Origin of the sequence: Pseudomonas sp. W2I6, assembly GCF_030815935.1 — a bacterium.
Taxonomy (GTDB): Bacteria; Pseudomonadota; Gammaproteobacteria; order Pseudomonadales; family Pseudomonadaceae; genus Aquipseudomonas.
This window is the reverse complement of sequence record NZ_JAUSXJ010000001.1, coordinates 3,001,517-3,017,566: the sequence shown is the minus strand read 5'-3', so window position 1 is coordinate 3,017,566 and position 16,050 is coordinate 3,001,517. Positions and strand designations below refer to the sequence as shown.

12 protein-coding genes are annotated in these 16,050 nt (G+C 58.5%); 5 read left to right on the top strand and 7 right to left on the bottom strand.

Translation table 11 applies throughout. The features are described 5' to 3' along the window. Positions 1-28 precede the first annotated feature (28 nt). The 3 genes from QF039_RS14170 (at position 29) to QF039_RS14160 (ending at position 4,133) form a co-directional block, all read left to right on the top strand. Positions 29-913: a LysR family transcriptional regulator gene (locus QF039_RS14170; protein WP_307518964.1), complete on the top strand. Its 885-nt coding sequence runs from the start codon at positions 29-31 to the stop codon at positions 911-913. A gap of 128 nt (positions 914-1,041) precedes the next feature. Further along, complete coding sequence (locus QF039_RS14165; RefSeq protein WP_307518962.1) at positions 1,042-1,836, top strand: alpha/beta fold hydrolase; 795 nt, start codon at positions 1,042-1,044, stop codon at positions 1,834-1,836. A 101-nt stretch (positions 1,837-1,937) separates the two neighbouring features. Continuing rightward, the gene (locus QF039_RS14160; protein ID WP_307518959.1) at positions 1,938-4,133 is read left to right on the top strand and encodes an OsmC domain/YcaO domain-containing protein; all 2,196 of its coding nucleotides are present in this window, start codon (positions 1,938-1,940) and stop codon (positions 4,131-4,133) included. Between the two features lie 146 nt (positions 4,134-4,279). On the opposite strand, the gene QF039_RS14155 is transcribed toward QF039_RS14160, so the two are convergent. Genes QF039_RS14155 through QF039_RS14145 form a run of 3 tightly spaced genes read right to left on the bottom strand, consistent with a single transcriptional unit; the run spans position 4,280 to position 8,383 of the window. Further along, positions 4,280-5,701 (bottom strand): efflux transporter outer membrane subunit, encoded by a 1,422-nt coding sequence (locus QF039_RS14155; RefSeq protein WP_177080897.1) that lies wholly within the window; start codon positions 5,699-5,701, stop codon positions 4,280-4,282. Beyond that, complete coding sequence (locus QF039_RS14150) at positions 5,698-7,278, bottom strand: DHA2 family efflux MFS transporter permease subunit (RefSeq protein WP_178902914.1); 1,581 nt, start codon at positions 7,276-7,278, stop codon at positions 5,698-5,700. The genes QF039_RS14155 and QF039_RS14150 overlap by 4 nt, the downstream gene beginning before the upstream one ends. After that, on the bottom strand, positions 7,271-8,383 hold the full coding sequence (locus QF039_RS14145) for an HlyD family secretion protein (RefSeq protein WP_307518955.1): 1,113 nt from the start codon (positions 8,381-8,383) through the stop codon (positions 7,271-7,273). The genes QF039_RS14150 and QF039_RS14145 overlap by 8 nt, the downstream gene beginning before the upstream one ends. A gap of 99 nt (positions 8,384-8,482) precedes the next feature. On the opposite strand from QF039_RS14145, the gene QF039_RS14140 reads away from it, so the two are divergent. After that, on the top strand, positions 8,483-9,187 hold the full coding sequence (locus tag QF039_RS14140) for a CerR family C-terminal domain-containing protein (protein ID WP_177009446.1): 705 nt from the start codon (positions 8,483-8,485) through the stop codon (positions 9,185-9,187). A 2-nt stretch (positions 9,188-9,189) separates the two neighbouring features. Here QF039_RS14140 and QF039_RS14135 read toward each other — a convergent pair whose 3' ends face one another. Together QF039_RS14135 and QF039_RS14130 are read right to left on the bottom strand one after the other, a co-directional pair. Continuing rightward, a complete protein-coding gene (locus QF039_RS14135) occupies positions 9,190-9,810 on the bottom strand; it encodes a LysE family translocator (protein WP_177019803.1) in 621 nt (206 codons plus the stop codon). 170 nt (positions 9,811-9,980) lie between these two features. Further along, positions 9,981-11,612: a sensor domain-containing diguanylate cyclase gene (locus QF039_RS14130; RefSeq protein WP_307518951.1), complete on the bottom strand. Its 1,632-nt coding sequence runs from the start codon at positions 11,610-11,612 to the stop codon at positions 9,981-9,983. Positions 11,613-11,765: 153 nt separating this feature from the next. Between QF039_RS14130 and QF039_RS14125 the strand changes: the two genes are divergently transcribed. Next, positions 11,766-12,803 carry an alpha/beta fold hydrolase gene (locus QF039_RS14125; protein ID WP_307518949.1) on the top strand — a complete coding sequence of 346 codons (1,038 nt, stop codon included), beginning with the start codon at positions 11,766-11,768 and terminating at the stop codon, positions 12,801-12,803. Positions 12,804-13,059: 256 nt separating this feature from the next. Here the strand turns inward: QF039_RS14125 and QF039_RS14120 are convergent, their stop codons facing one another. Both QF039_RS14120 and QF039_RS14115 read right to left on the bottom strand, forming a co-directional pair. Continuing rightward, entirely contained in the window at positions 13,060-13,350 is a 291-nt protein-coding gene (locus QF039_RS14120) for a hypothetical protein (RefSeq protein ID WP_307518948.1), read from the bottom strand. A gap of 329 nt (positions 13,351-13,679) precedes the next feature. After that, complete coding sequence (locus tag QF039_RS14115) at positions 13,680-15,965, bottom strand: AAA family ATPase (protein ID WP_307518946.1); 2,286 nt, start codon at positions 15,963-15,965, stop codon at positions 13,680-13,682. Positions 15,966-16,050: the final 85 nt, after the last annotated feature.

The following is a 16,050-nucleotide window of genomic DNA, read 5'->3' as shown; positions in this document are numbered from 1 at the left end:
TTCAGTTTTTATGAATGAGGATTGACCCATGCGCGAAATCAGCCTGGACCGCCTGCGTACGTTGGTGGCAATTGCCGACCTCGGTTCGTTCGCCGAAGCAGCCCGCATGCTCAACCTGGCGCCACCCACCGTCAGCCTGCATATCGCCGACCTGGAGGCGCGAGTGGGCAGCAAGCTGCTATCGCGTACCCGTGGGCGGGTGCAGCCTTCAGCGATTGGCGAAACCCTGGTGGAGCGCGCGCGCCGCTTGTTGGCGGATGCCGAGCAGGCGCTTGAAGACGTGGAGCGACAGGTGCAGGGGCTGGCGGGGCGGGTGCGCCTGGGAGCCTCAACCGGAGCCATCGCACAGTTGCTGCCGCAAGCCCTGGAAACCTTGAGCCAACATCATCCCGCCATTGATGTGCAGGTGGCGGTGCTCACGTCGCAGGACACATTGAAGAAGCTGGCCGAGGGCGCCCTGGAGATCGGCCTGGTGGCGCTGCCCCAGGCACCGGTGAAGGGCTTGCGGATCGAGCCCTGGCGGCGCGACCCGGTCATGGCGTTTTTGCCGGCGCGCCGGGAATGCCCCGAGGTGGTAACACCCGCCTGGCTGGCTGCCCAGCCGTTAATCCTGAATGACAACACCACCCGGCTTTCGCGCCTGACCTCGGAGTGGTTTGCCAATGACGGCTACCAGCCGACGGCGCGTATTCAGCTGAATTACAACGACGCAATCAAAAGCCTGGTGGCCGCCGGTTACGGGGCCACGTTGTTGCCCCATGAAGCGTCCACGCCCTTGCACGACACCCGGATTGCGATGCGACCGTTGCAACCGTTGCTGTGGCGCCAACTGGGGATCGCCCATCGCGCCGGGGAGGTTGAGCGGCCTACGCAACATGTGTTGGACGTGTTGTGGGGATTGAGTGCGGGGTAGGGCGTTATGGAACGACTCATACGATCAGCCTATGAATACCTTCCCGAATCAGGAATTTACAGAAACCTGAATACCGTTGAAATTAACGGCTTTTGAGCCGCCAATCGGTTTTTCAGGGAGTCTTCACCATGCCATTCACCCACACACAACTCCCCATCGTCGTCGCCGATGTGCCGTTGAACATCGCCACGATCCACCGCGCGGGTACCCTGGCGCCAATCGTGTTCCTGCATGGCTTTGGCTCGACCAAGGAAGATTACGCCGACATCGTCCAGCAACCTGCCTTCGACGGTCATCCATTTTTGGCTTATGACGCCCCGGGTTGCGGTGAGAGCCATTGCGATGACCTGTCGAAGATCTCCATCCCGTTCCTGCTGCAAACCGCCTTGCAGGTGCTGGAGCATTTCAACATCGAGCGCTTCCATCTGGTAGGCCATTCCATGGGCGGCCTCACCGCGCTGATGTTGGCGCACCAGTTCCCGGGCCGGGTGCTGAGCTTTGTTGATATCGAAGGCAATATCGCCCCGGAAGACTGCTTTCTCAGCCGGCAGATCGTCGACTACCCGGCGGACGATCCCGAGGCGTTTTTCAGCGCCTTTATCGAGCGCACCCGGCAGGCACCGGCCTACGCCAGCGCGCTGTATTCGGCGAGCCTGCGGCACAAGGTGCGTGCCAGGGCGGTGCGGGGGATCTTCCAGTCGATGGTCGAACTGTCGGATAACGCCGACTTGATGGGCAAGTTCCTCGGCCTGGAATGCCCGCGCATGTTCATGTACGGCGAGCAGAATGCCCATTTGTCGTACCTGGCGCATATCCAGGCGCAAGGCGTGCGGTTGGCGCCGATTGCCCGGTGCGGGCACTTCCCGATGTACTCCAACCCGATCGCGATGTGGCAGCAGATTGCGGACTTTCAACACGGCTGATACCCATCGCCAACGATCGGCCAGGCCCGAAAGCACAAGACTTACGCCTCGAAACCCGGATAATGGCGGCCATATTTTGCTCGCTATTCTGGTAATCCCGCATGGAAATCAAGGTCAATTTTCTCGACAACCTTCGACTTGAAGCCAAGTTCGACGACTTCACCGTGGTGGCCGACCAGCCTATTCGCTACAAGGGCGATGGCTCGGCCCCCGGTCCGTTCGATTACTTCCTGGCGTCGTCGGCGTTGTGTGCGGCTTACTTTGTGAAGTTGTACTGCGAAACCCGCAACATCCCTACCGACAATATTCGCCTGTCCCAGAACAACATTGTCGACCCGGAAAACCGCTACAACCAGATCTTCAAGATCCAGGTCGAATTGCCGGCGGACATCTCCGATAAAGACCGCCAGGGCATCCTGCGTTCCGTCGACCGCTGCACCGTGAAAAAAGTCGTGCAGGCCGGGCCGGAGTTTGTCATCGAGGAAGTGGAAAACCTGGATGCCGATGCCCAGGCATTGCTGATGCCGAGCGCGGCGTCCGACGCGGGCACCTACATCGCGGGCAAGGACCTGCCGCTGGAAACAACCATCGCCAACATGTCGGCCATTCTCGCGGGCCTGGGCATGAAGATCGAGATCGCTTCGTGGCGCAATATCGTGCCCAACGTATGGTCGCTGCATATCCGCGACGCGCACTCGCCGATGTGCTTTACCAACGGCAAGGGCGCGACCAAGGAAGGCGCATTGGCGTCGGCATTGGGCGAGTTTATCGAGCGGCTGAACTGCAACTTCTTCTACAACGACCAGTTCTGGGGTGAAGACATCGCCAACGCGGCGTTTGTGCATTACCCGGACGAGCGCTGGTTCAAGCCGGGCCGCAAGGACGAACTGCCACCGGAGATACTCGACGCGCATTGCCTGCACATCTACAACCGTGACGGCGAGCTGCGCGGCTCACACCTCTACGACACCAACTCCGGCAACGAAGAGCGCGGCATTGTTTCGCTGCCGTTCGTGCGCCAGTCCGATGGCGAGGTGGTGTATTTCCCGTCCAACCTGATCGAGAACCTGTACCTCAGCAACGGCATGAGTGCCGGTAACACCCTGGCCGAAGCGCAAGTGCAGTGCCTGTCGGAAATCTTCGAACGCGCGGTAAAACGCGAAATCATCGAAGGTGAATTCGCGCTGCCGGATGTACCGCAGGAAGTGCTGGCGAAATTCCCCGGTATCCTGGCCGGTATCCAGGGCCTGGAAGCCCAGGGCTTTCCGGTACTGGTGAAGGATGCGTCCCTGGGCGGTGAATTCCCGGTGATGTGCGTGACGTTGATGAACCCACGCACCGGCGGCGTATTCGCCTCGTTCGGCGCGCACCCCAGCCTGGAAGTGGCGTTGGAGCGCAGCCTCACCGAACTGCTGCAAGGCCGCAGCTTTGAAGGCCTGAACGATCTGCCGCAGCCGACGTTTGAAGGCCATGCGGTGACCGAACCGAACAACTTTGTCGAGCACTTCATCGACTCCAGCGGCGTGGTGTCGTGGCGCTTCTTCAGCTCGAAGTCGGATTACGAGTTCGTCGAATGGGACTTCTCCGGCCAGGGTGAAAACTCCAATGCCGAGGAAGCCGCCACGTTGTTCGGCATCCTCGAAGGCATGGGCAAGGAAGTCTACATGGCGGTGTACGAGCACATCGGCGCGACCGCCTGCCGCATCCTGGTGCCCGACTATTCGGAGATCTACCCGATCGACGACCTGATCTGGGACAACACCAACAAGGCGCTGTTTTTCCGCGAGGACATCCTGAACCTGCATCGCCTCGACGAAGCGGAATTGAAGGGGTTGGTTGAGCGTCTGGTGGAAAGCGAGCTGGACGACTACACCGACATCACCACCTTGATCGGCATCGAGTTCGATGACAATACGGCGTGGGGTCAACTGACCATCCTGGAATTGAAGCTGCTGATTTATCTGGCCCTGCAGCAGTTCGAAGAAGCCAAGGAACTGGTGGAGATGTTCCAGCAGTACAACGACAACACCGTCGAGCGCGGCTTGTTCTATCAGGCTGTGAATGCGGTGCTGGAGATGGAGCTGGACGAAGACCTGGAACTGGCGGACTACGAAGTGAATTTCCGCCGGATGTTTGGCAACGAGCGGATGGACGCGGCGATTGGGTCGGTGAATGGCAGTGTGCGGTTCTATGGTTTGACGCCGACGAGCATGAAGCTGGAAGGGCTGGACCGGCACCTGCGGTTGATCGACAGCTACAAGAAGCTGCACGCGGCGCGGGCCAATACCGCGCGCTGATCCATACCTGTCAGGGAAGATATTGACCTGTGGCGAGGGAGCTTGCTCCCGCTGGGTCGCGAAGCGGCTCCAGAAAATGGGACTGCTACGCAGTCCAGCGGGAGCAAGCTCCCTCGCCACAGGTTATTGGTTGCTTGCTCTGGCTCTTACAACGTCCATCCCAACCCCAGCGCCTTGTGCAACGACGCAAAGTCCTTGAGCAACAGCGCATCCCCGGAAATCCGGCTTTCCTGCGCCTGGTACCGCGTACGTTCCGCGTCCAGCCAATCCAGCGTGCTCGCCGTACCTGCCTTATAACGCTGGCGCGTCAGGTCCGCAGCCCGTACTGCCGAAGATTCCACGTTACGCAGCAGCACCACGTTCTGCCGCTGGTTGCCATACCGCGCCAGGGCCACATCCGCATCACGCAACGCACTCAACACCACGCTTTTGTAATGGGCCAGGGCCTCGTCGCGCCCGGCTTCCGCACCTTTGACACTGGCCGCCACCCGGCCGAAATCCAATGCGTTCCAGGTCAGCCGCGGCAACAGCAGCCAGGTGCCGCTGTCCTTGCGCGCCAGGTGCCCGGGATCGGCCGCCGAGAACGACAAGTCGCCCATCAGGCTGAGCTTGGGAAACCAGTCGGCGGTTTTCTCGCCGATCTGCGCGTTGCTGGAAGCCAGTTGGCGCTCGGCCACCCGGATATCCGGGCGTGCTTTCAGGATCGCCGCCGGGTCTGCAAAGGGTACCTGGCTAGGGATAGCGGGCAGGGCGCGGGGAGTGTTGAGGCTCGCGTCCAACTCGCCCGGTTCCAGGCCGCAGAGCAGGTTCAACTGGTCAATCGCTTCGACGATTGACGCTTGCAGCGGCAGGCGTTGGGCCCGGGTGTTTTCGGCCTGGGTCAGGACCTGCTCCAGTTGCAACTGCGAGGCCACGCCACGGCTGCGTCGCTGCTGGGTCAGGTCCAGCGCCTGTTCCTCAATCTCGACACTGGCGTCCACCAGTGCCAGTCGCGCCTGCTGGTCACGCACGTCGGCATAGGTCTGCACCACCTCGGCTGCCAGTTGCACCTGGGCATCGGCCAGTTGCGCCTGCGAGGCGTCGTTCTCCGCCTGGGCCGCCTCGATTGCACGCCGGGTGCCGCCGAACAGGTCGGCCTCCCAACTGGCATCAAAGCCGGCGAGGTAAAGGCTCAATGGCCCGCGACCACCGCCACTGCTGCCACCCAGCGCCGAGGTGTCGGGGGAGCGCAGCTTCAGCATCGCTGCATCGCCGGTGATCTTGGGCAGGGCGTTGGCGTTGGCGCCACTCAGGCTGGCTCGCGATTGCTTGAGGCGCGCCTGGGCGGTCGCCATGTCCGGACTGTTTTGCAGGGCCTGGGCCACCAATTGGTTGAGCTGCGGATCGCCCAGGGCTTGCCACCACTGGGCGACCGCGGGTGTGCGCGGCAGGCCTATGTCGGCGTGGGGCAAGCGTCCGGCCGCGAGGGTCTTTGGTGAGGCATCCGGCGCACCCTGGTAGTCCGGCCCCACGGTACACGCCGTCAGCAGGCCGACGGTGAAGAGCAAGGGAAGTGAGCGATAAATCATGTTCGTTGGCCTGCCTGCGCCGCGCGCTTTTTCAGGATGAAGATCAGGGGAAGGCACGCCAGCATGGCGAGTCCCAGCACGTAGAACGCGTCGTTGTAGGCCATCACCGCCGCTTGTTGGGCGATGTCGTTGGCCAGATGACTGAGGGCCTGCAGCGAGGCGGTGGACGGGTCGCCGGTTTGCGCTAGGTAGCTGGCGGTATCGCTCGCCATTTGATCCTGGGTCAACTGGGTGTTGGCCTGGATGCCTTCGCGCAACATGTCGTCGTGGAAGTGGCTGCGCCGGTCCATCAGTACGCCGAGCAGCGCCAGCCCCAAGGTGCCGCCGAGGTTGCGTGACATGTTGTAGAGCCCGGCCGCGTCACCCGCATCGCGGGTTTCCACCGAGCGCATCGACAGTTGGCTGAGGGGCATCATCACCAGGATCTGCCCGAAGCCCCGCAGGATCTGCGACCAGTAGAAATCATGGCCGACGCTCTGGGCGGTGAGCTGGGTGTCGAGAAAGCAGCTGGCCCAGTACATCAACAAACCCACGCCGACCATCATCCGCAGGTCCAGGCGGCCAAGCATTCGCGGCAGGATCGGCATCAGCAGGAACGCCGGAATCCCCGACAGCAACATGATCGAACCCGACTGTTGCGCGTTATAGCCCGACAGGATGCCGAGGAACTGCGGCACCAGGTACGCCGTGCCATACAGCCCGGCGCCGACCGCCGTGGCGATCAGCAGCACGCTGCCAAAGCTGCGGTTGAGCACCAGTTGCAGGCGCAGGATCGGCGTACTCGAGCGGACTTGCCCGACGGCAATCAGGAAAAAGCCGATCACCATCGTGATGCTCAACCAGATGATCAACTTCGAGTCGAACCAGTGTTCGCGCTGGCCTTCTTCCAGCACCACGGTGAGCGAGCTCAGGCCCATGGCCAGGCCAATGATGCCCAGCCAGTCGGCCTTGATGAATTGCTGGAGGTTCATGCGGTCGCTGGGCAGGCCGGTGATCAGCAAGGTGATCAAGGTGATGCTGACGGGCAGGTTGATGAAGAAGCACCAGCGCCAGTTGATGTTTTCCGTGAGCCAGCCGCCAATCACCGGGCCCAGCAGCGGGCCGAGGATCACCGTCATGCCGAACATCGTGGTGCCGATTGCCAACTGATGGGCAGGCAGGCGGGTGCGCACGATGGTCTGTGCGGTCGGGATCATCGCGCCGCCGGCAAAACCCTGGCCGATACGCCCGGCGATCATCGCGCCGAGGCTGGAAGACAACCCGCAGAACATCGAGAAAAACGTGAACATCAACGCGGTGCCGATCAGGAACCGGCGCAGGCCGAATACCCGGGTCAGCCAGGCGGCGAGGGGAATCATGACGATTTCCGACATCAGGTAACCGGTGGCGATCCACGTGCCTTCGGTACCGGTCGCGCCGATCTGGCCCTGGATCTGCGGCAGCGCCGAGTTGGTGATCGAGATGTCCAGGGTCGCCAGCAAGGCGCCCAGCGAGCCGGCGGCGACTGCGATCCAGTCTGTCAGCGAAGCGTTGCGCGGTTTGTCCGCGGGCACTTCGGTCAAGATGGCTTCAGCCATGGTTGGCGTCTGCCTTGTGGGTGCGGGTGTCGACTTCCACGGTGGCGGACAAGCCGGGCACCAGTGCCTGGCGCACGTCGTCATCCGGTACATCCAGGGAAATCCGCACCGGCACCCGCTGCACGATCTTGGTGAAGTTGCCGGTGGCGTTGGACGGCGGCAGCAACGCGAACTGTGCGCCGGTGCCTGGGGACAGGCTGTCGATATGGCCCTGAATATCATGGCCTGGCAGTGCGTCCACATGCACGGTGACGGTCTGCCCGGCGCGCATCTCGCCGATCTGCGTTTCCTTGTAGTTGGCGGTCAGGTAGATCGCGCTCACCGGCACCACGGTCAACAAGCGTGTGCCTGGCTGCACGTATTGGCCGACGCGTACACCGCGATCAGCGACGCGGCCATCGAGCGGGCTGCGAATCACCGCGTCGTCCACGTCCAGCTGGCTCTGGGCTTCGCTGGCCTTGGCCACGCCGAGTTGCGCCTGGGCTTGCTTGAGCTGGGCTTCGAGGGTGCCGTAGCGGGTCTGGCTGGAGCGCAACGCGGCCTGCTTGGCGGCCACGGTGCTGCGGGCCTGGGCGAGTTGGTTGTTGAGCTGCGCCAGGCGTTCTTCCGGCTCGGCCCCGGAACGCGCGAGCGGCGCATAACGTGCGACTTCGGTTTGCGCGTGCTGGGCGTCGGCCTGGGCGCCTTGCAGTTGGGCGCGGGCTTCGGCGATGGTCGAGTCCTGTTGCACGAGGTCGGCCTGGGCCTTGGCAAAGTCGGCCTCGCGGGCCGCAATCGTCGCCGAGGCTTCGTCACTGACTGCCTGGTATTTGCGCGCATCCAGGCGCACCAGCACGTCGCCATGCTTCACGTTCTGGTTGTCGGCCACCAGCACCTCGGCGACGTAGCCGTTGATTTTCGGCGCCACGCTGATGCTGTCGGCTTGCAGATAGGCGTCGTCGGTGGTCTCGATAAAGCGCCCGGTGAGCCACCACCAGGCGCCCCAAGCCAGCCCGGCCAACAGCGCCACGCCGGCGAGTGACAGTAGAATCCGTCGGGCTTTGCCACGTTGGCCGTTGACGGTGGTTTCAGGAATGACCTGAGGAGAGGGAGGTGCAGCGGACATCAAGTCACTCCAGTTTTATATCAGTTGGAATAAATTCGTTTTTTCGCGAATTTTTGTCAACTGGTATATTTTGGTTACGTTAAAAAAATGGAGTGGCACATGGCACGACACAAACCGGCCGCCGAAGGGGGTTATCAGCGGGGTGAAGAAACCCGCGCACGCATTATCGAGGCGGCTGTCGAGGTATTTGGCGAGCGTGGCTACGACGGCGCGTCCACGCGAGACATCGCGAATGCTGCCGGCGTCAATGCGCCCGCAATCCAGTACTACTTCGATGGCAAGGAAGGCGTGTATCTGGAATGCGTCGAGCACTTGATCACGCTGTTGTGGCAAAAGATGGCGCCTACCGTTGAAGCCGCAGAAGGTGCGCTGGCCGATCCCGGGGTCGACGATCAGAGGTTGATCGACGCCTCACTGGGCATTCTCGGCGCGGTGGTTTCAACGATCCAGGACAGTCCCCAGACCACCGCGTGGCGGGCGTTTCTTGATCGCCATCAAGCCGGGCTCTGCCCTGAAAGCGCGACCATGGCGTTCGAGGAACGCTTCAAGGCGCGCATCGCCAACGTGATCCGCCTGCTGATCGCGCGCGTTGCCGGCCTTGCCGTTGACGACGAACGCACGGTGATCCACTCGATGGCGCTGTTCACCCAGGGCCTGGCGTTTCGGGTGCAGAAACCCAAGCTGCTCTCCGCCTTGAACTGGACCGAAGTGAGCCAGAAGGAAATGGAACTGGTGCGGGATGTGGTGCTGATGCAGGCGCGGTTTACCCTGGAAGGCCTGGTACGGCATCGGGACCGGCGCTGACTTCAGCGCTTGCTGAAGGCCAGCCGGGCCGCGAACAGCACGAATATCATGCCGGTGGTGCGGTCCATCCACTTGATCACCTTTTCACGCCGCAGCATGCCGGCCAATGGCTGCGTGGCACCGATCAGTATCAGTGACCAGGCCAGGCTGATCACCACGTGGATGCTCACCAGCCCGAACGTCCACGCCACCAGCGGATGCCCCTGGGGAATGAACTGCGGCAGGAAAGACACGTAGAAAATCCCGATCTTGGGGTTGAGCACGTTGCCCATCATGCCTTTCAGGAACCAGTTGGCACCGGGCTTTCCATCGGCCTCGACGGACGCCAGCGAACTGCGCGGACGCAGCAGCATGTTCAAGCCCAGCCACGCCAGGTAAGCCGCGCCGCAATACTTCAAGACGTTGAAGGCCACCTCGGACACGGCAATCAACGCGCCCAGCCCAAAGGCCACCGCTGCACCCCACAGCAGGCAGCCGGCATTGATGCCCAATGTGGCGCGCAAGGCTTGTTGCTTGCCTTCGACCGTTGCGGTGCGCAGCACCAGGGCCGTGTCCAGTCCTGGGGTCAGCGTCAGCAACGTGGCGGCGAAGGTGAAGGCGAGCAGGTTGTCGGTGATGGACATGGATATTTACCTGAGATCAGAAACGCTCAAGACAGGCGTTGATACCGGCGACACGCGCCAGTTCGATGGTTCATCGTTCGTGGGGCAGATTACGGTCATGGGCGCGCGGCTGTCGATATTTAATCAAGAGCGTTGTGGCTTTCTGGAAAGGCTCATGACGCACTACACCGTCACGCCACGCGATTGCGCCCCGACGACTTGGCCCGATACAACTGCTGATCCGCACGCTTGATCAGCACTGTGGTGTCGCTGTCCGAAGCTTCAACGAGCCCGACGCCAATACTCACCGTGACCTGCCCAACGGTCTCGAAATGCGCTCCGGCAATTGCCGCGCGAATCTTCTCGGCCACCACGTCCGGGCTGTCCGGCGCTTCGATTTCCGGCAACAGCACCGCAAACTCTTCACCGCCGTAACGGGCGACGAAGTCAGTGGCGCGGGTGGCGTCCTGAATCAACTGCGCGAGCTGGCGCAGTACATCGTCCCCGACGGCATGCCCATGGGTATCGTTGATCCGCTTGAAATGATCAACGTCGATCAGCATCAAGGCAAACGCGCGCCCGCTGCGCTGGAACAGCAGGCTGTACTCCGCCAGTTTTTCATCGAAGCGCCGACGGTTGTAGACGCCGGTCAGGGCGTCATGGCTGGCCAGGTTCAACAGCTCGGCATTGGCCTGGGTGAGGGCGGCAGTACGCTGGGCGACGGTGGCTTCCAGGGACGCATTGGTGTCCTGCAGCTCGCGCTCCTTGCCAAGCAGCGATTGGGTCATGCCCTTGATGGAGCGCCCGAGCTGGGCGATTTCCAGTACGAAATGGTCTTGAGGGAAATACGCGCCAGGCTGTTGGTTTTGGACCTGCTTGGCTGAACGCGCGAGTTCTTCGATGGGCCGGCTGAGGTACGACGCCAGGTAATACGCCACGAAGCCGAAAATCACCGCGGCAATGACGCCCAACAGCAGCAGTTTGTAGAGCAATACGCGGGCAGGGTGCAGGGCGATTTCCAGCGGCTGGCGCATCACGATGTACCAGGTCAGGCTGGAATTCGACGGGCTGGGCACCGCCACGGCGCTGGTCACGTAGCCGTTGTCGACCGACCAGCCGGTGTCATTGGCCAGGCGGTCCTGGGGCAGTTGCTGGCCGGCCAGTTGTTCCGGGTAGAGCACCTTGCCGTCGTTGTCGATGATCAGCGCCTCGATGTCCGGCGTATTGCCTTTGGCCGCTTCGACAATTTGTGTCACCCACGTCCAGTGGGCGTGAGCCCCCAGTACGCCGATCACCTGGCCCCCGGCATTGCGAATCGGTGCGGCAAAGTCGATGAAGCGCCAGGGCTCACCGTTGGAGCCCGGCAGCAACTTGGCAAGCAGTACCGCCTCGTGGGGATCGCCGGTGTAGTTGCCCTGCAAACCGGCCTGGAACCAGGGCCGTGCCGTTACGGATTGGTTGACCAGCAGCCCATTCACCGCCTGGCGCACACGCCCGTCGGTGTCGGCCACGCCCATCCACGCGTACTCGGCGCGGGACTGGGTGCGTTGTTCCATGGAGGTCAGTATGTCCGGATCGTCCAGGTTGCCCCGTCTGAACAGCGGTGCGCGGCTGAGCAGCGACACTTCGAGCTGGCGTTCACGCAGCTGCACCGCCAATAGCGCGGCGGTGGAGCGGGCAGTGCTCAACAAGGCATTGCCACTGGCCAGTTTCAGTTGCTCGGTAGCGATGTGCCCAACGTAGAACCCTACGCTCACCAGGGTGAGCAGCGACAAACCGGCAAACCAGAGGGTCAGGTGACTACGCAGGCTGGCTTTGATCATTGGGGGCTATCTGAAAGGAGTGTGACTACATGGTAGACGTACCATTCGGATAGTTGCCATAGCCTGATGATTTATACGCGCATTGATTTCCCACCTGCTTTCCCATTACGGGCATGCCAGAATATGGCGCTTAGCCACTTAGGGAACTCAAGGATGAAAACGCTGTGTGCTGCGCTGTTGTTGATGGTTGTCACCGGGCTGGCTCAGGCCAATGAGGTTCGGATCGGCTTCCAGGAAATAGTGATTCCCGACGCGGAGCACGGCAGGCCGTTGCAGGTGGCGGTGTGGTACCCGACCCATGCTGCCGGCACGCCGCAACTGATCGCTGACAATCCGGTGTTTGTCGGCGCGCCGGCCTTGAAGGACGCCGCGCCGGCTGCTGGCGAACACCCGTTGGTGGTGATCTCCCACGGCATCTTTGGCAACTGGATCAACCAGTCGTGGCTCGCCAACGCGTTGGCCGGGCAGGGTTACATCGTCGCCTCGCCCAACCACCCCGGCACCACCAGCAAGGACCGCACCCAACCCGCGGCCTCCGAACTTTGGAAACGTCCCCTTGATATCCATCGGGTGATTGATGCCGTGATCGCACAGCCAAAACGCTTTGGCGCGGTGGCCGAGCGCAAGATCGCCGTGGTGGGGCACTCACTCGGCGGCTGGACCGCGATGGAAGTTGGCGGCGCCCGCTTTGATCCCCAGCGCTTTACCGAGGACTGCAAGGTGCATTCCGAGATCGCCCCTTGCAAAGCGTACGACCTGATCGAGGTGGGTCGCACGGACCAGGCCAAACAGCTCCTGGCCGAGGACCTGAGTGACCCGCGCGTGGCGGCCATCGTTTCCCTGGACCTGGGCTTCGCCCGCGGCTTCAGCGACGAAAGCCTCGCGGCGCTGAACCGCCCCACACTGGTGATTGCAGCAGGCACACCGTCCCCGGAATTGCCCGCCGCGCTGGAGTCGGCCGACATGGCCAAGCGCTTGCCGCAGGCCACGTCGCGCTTCGTGGAAATCAGCGACGCCACGCACTTCAGCTTCCTGCCCCTGTGCAAGCCGGGCGCGGTGGAGCGAATTGAACAGAGCGACCCCGGCGAAGGCTTCATCTGCCTGGATGCCAAGGGCGCTCGTCCCAAGCCGCAGATCCAGCAGCAGATACTCAGCTTGATCAGTGAGTTCCTGCAGCAGTCCCTGCGCTAGCCGTCAGATATCCTTGGGTAGCACCATCCCCCTGCACATTCTGAAGTCGCCGAACAACCTGTGGCGAGGGGGCTTGTCCCCCGTTGGGCTGCGGAGCAGCCCCGGCAATCCGTCAAACATCATTGCTCTGCCAGGAAACCACTAACCCCGTGGCGAGGGAGCTTGCTCCCGCTGGGGTGCGAAGCGCCCCCCCAAAACAGGACTGCTACGCAGCCCAACGGGGGACAAGCCCCCTCGCCACAGTCGTTTCGCGTTGCTATCTTGCGGAGTCGGTCGCGGCCTCAACCTGTTCCCGCAAACGCCGGCCAATTACATCCATCAAGTCACACCCATCGCGCAATGGGATAGCCAGCAACTGGGCGAAGTCAGAGAGCACGACAGTGTCGCTTTGCAGTTCACTACGAAAGGCGATGTTTTCCAGGACTTGAGTCACCGTTCGAATTCGGTAATCGGCCATGGCGTGAAGGACGTCCAGCGGGGCGTGAGTGTCGATGAGCAGGGAGGCTGGAACCAGGTCGATTCCAGTGAGGGGCATGTATCTATCCATATTTGAAGCTCCGATAGCGCAACGATTGACCGCCACTTATTCGTCGCCAAACGATAGGTGGCAGCTGTACGCAGGTTGGCGAACCGGTATCGGAAAACCCGGCAGACCCGAGGGTCTCCCGCGCACAGCCGCCATAAGACAGCTTTGCGAAGGTGCAACAGCATCTGCAAAAAAGCGCAGTGCTTTTGCATCCGATAGACAGGTCGCCAAACCTGATCGCCATTTGGGCGACGGGGCGGACTATAAGCTCCATAGCGTTGAGGAATCAAGCGAACACTCAAATAGCCAAGCCTGTCCTTGAACGAGCAAAGAACAGGCTTGTAAATCTTTTATATGGCTATCGCTTTTTCCATTCCTGCGTAGTGCGTACCATCTAATCTACGAATCTCTTCAAATATGTCTCGAACAATAAATTCTGACTCTGCGGCTATGTTGTCAGATGCGCTGTCATCAAAGTCGATTACTTGATTGTGAGAGTATTTATTTATAAATCTATATATTCGCTCGCATTTTGCTGGGTCGGAAATTGCTTGATCCATTAGGCTGCGAAAGTCGCCTCTGCCATGAGGATATTTAAATGTTAAAAAGGATTCTAGTATTTTTCGAGACATGTTTGCGACAGAGAAAGAGGCTTCCATTGATAGTGTTCTTTCTTCTGTGTATTGCTTTAGTGTGGAATATAGAAAGTGGTATTCTGAGTTAAAGTTTGTTAGTGTGTTGGGTGCATTTTTTATCGCTGATATGCGTGGGGTAGTCAGGGTGGCGTCAATACAATAAAATCTCGATTTGATTTTTGGTGGGGCAGATGGATCTGATCTCTTGTTTTTTGCTGCCAACCAATCGCGAGCTAACTTAAAATAGTTAAAGCTATGGGTGAGAAGGAATAGTTGTTTCGCGTTTTGGCAGTGTTCACGCAAAAAAGAGTGCGCGTTAAAGAGGTTGTTTGAGTCGAAACTAGATACTGGGTCATCGAAAACTATAATGGAGTTTTTGATGTCCCTTTCGTTCTCTGAAAGCTTTGTCAGGAAGTATATTAGGCCGATAGCATTTTTTTCCCCTTCGCTTAAATTTTTTGCGGGTAAATCTTCGGGAGTTCTAAGTATCCGGTATCCTTTCTGTGTGGTATCAAAGTTCAGAGAAATGCTATCTCTTCCCAAGAAACGATGCAGTGAGCGGTTGAAATCATTGGCGCCAATGCTTTCGTTGTTTAATAGCTTCTCTAGACTGGCAATTTCCGCTGTCAGATCTCGCAGCTCTTTTCCAATATTGTCGATTGGAATATCTAATTTTTTAGAGGTTTCTTCTGACTTTAGATACTCTGAGTCACGTATCTCTTCGCTTAGAAAGTGTAGTTCTAATGCCGACTTCGCGAAGGTGATTTCATTATTGAAATTTTCCGCTTTCTCATTATGAGAACGGATTTTTTTCTGAATTTCCCTAGAGGACCTATTGTAGCTCTCGAAAAGAGTCTCCAAAGGCGTCGAAATGGCGAGCGTTATATCGAAAGGGTTTTCTATTTTTTGGTCTAACGTTACCTTCCAAGCTTGAAGATGATTGTTTAGACTTTCTACTGCAGCTTCAGCCTCGGCTTCCAAGCTGGGTATGTCGAACGCGAATTCTTCATATAATTCTGAGATGGCTATTTTGGGTGGCGCGAGGATAGTTACCCCTTGTATCCATTGCACAGCATCAGTAAGACGTGCTTTGAATGCTCTAAAGGATTCATTGAAGTGGTCATTTAGTGAGCTTAGTCTGTCGGCTGAGATTGGGTTTCCACAGAATTCACAATCCGCCTGACTCTTGTGAATCGCAAGGCCGGTTTCGATCCATGATTGTATAGGTGGATTTTCGAGTAAATAGTCGATTGATGTGGATATCGCTGTTTCACGAAATAGTGAGTTCAAACGTTCGGCTAACTCTTTGTACTTCTGATGACTTGCCGTGTCTAGAGTGTATTGTATGGTGGGTTTAAATTTTGGAGAGATCGCCTGTTGAGTTTTCTTAAAAGCCTCCTCTGTTAATAGTAAGCTGCCAGCTTTTATTTCTTCATGGTGTGAGTTTATTTTTGTTTGAACTTTGCTTCTGTTGTAACTAACATAGTAGTTATCTGTGCTGTCTAGTATTTGGAATCGGCTTTTGATGTTTTTTGCTATCGCGCTAAGTTGTTTTTGTATGTTGTCATCTGTTCTTTGTTTTTCTATGATTTTGTTTTCTAATAAATCGCTTTTCGTCTTGTGGGTTTCTTTTTTTTCTTTCCATGTTTTTTTCTCTTCGATCTTTTCTTTGGATATTAGGAGGATGCTTTTAACTAAGCTGTCCCAATTTATATTTTCCTTTATAAAATTTGAATTGAAGACGCAAACGTCAAGATCTCTTCTTATTAAGTTTTTGTTGTCGATGCTACCTATGTCTGTATCTATTTTTAGGGTGGCATCTGGGAAGTCAGATATTATATGTCCCTTGGATAGGCATTCAAATACTTTTGATAGTGTCGATTTTCCGCTTCCGTTCCAACCATAAATCAGATTGAATTTAGAAAATTCTTCAAGTTCGGGGGGCTTGGAATAATTTTTAAAAATTCCAAAGCTTTGTAGGGTTGTTATAGACTTGATCATTGAAGTTCCTTTTCTATGTGGTTGGCTTGTTAATTGTCAATGTCCTGGCGTCATTTTAGTGGTTTTTAAAGTTTTTTGATTTTGA

Coding starts and splice junctions, on each gene's coding strand:
- QF039_RS14170 (WP_307518964.1), top strand. CDS start 29: ATGCGCGAAATCAGCCTGGACCGCCTGCGTACGTTGGTGGCAATTGCC.
- QF039_RS14165 (WP_307518962.1), top strand. CDS start 1,042: ATGCCATTCACCCACACACAACTCCCCATCGTCGTCGCCGATGTGCCG.
- QF039_RS14160 (WP_307518959.1), top strand. CDS start 1,938: ATGGAAATCAAGGTCAATTTTCTCGACAACCTTCGACTTGAAGCCAAG.
- QF039_RS14155 (WP_177080897.1), bottom strand. CDS start 5,701: ATGATTTATCGCTCACTTCCCTTGCTCTTCACCGTCGGCCTGCTGACG.
- QF039_RS14150 (WP_178902914.1), bottom strand. CDS start 7,278: ATGGCTGAAGCCATCTTGACCGAAGTGCCCGCGGACAAACCGCGCAAC.
- QF039_RS14145 (WP_307518955.1), bottom strand. CDS start 8,383: ATGTCCGCTGCACCTCCCTCTCCTCAGGTCATTCCTGAAACCACCGTC.
- QF039_RS14140 (WP_177009446.1), top strand. CDS start 8,483: ATGGCACGACACAAACCGGCCGCCGAAGGGGGTTATCAGCGGGGTGAA.
- QF039_RS14135 (WP_177019803.1), bottom strand. CDS start 9,810: ATGTCCATCACCGACAACCTGCTCGCCTTCACCTTCGCCGCCACGTTG.
- QF039_RS14130 (WP_307518951.1), bottom strand. CDS start 11,612: ATGATCAAAGCCAGCCTGCGTAGTCACCTGACCCTCTGGTTTGCCGGT.
- QF039_RS14125 (WP_307518949.1), top strand. CDS start 11,766: ATGAAAACGCTGTGTGCTGCGCTGTTGTTGATGGTTGTCACCGGGCTG.
- QF039_RS14120 (WP_307518948.1), bottom strand. CDS start 13,350: ATGGATAGATACATGCCCCTCACTGGAATCGACCTGGTTCCAGCCTCC.
- QF039_RS14115 (WP_307518946.1), bottom strand. CDS start 15,965: ATGATCAAGTCTATAACAACCCTACAAAGCTTTGGAATTTTTAAAAAT.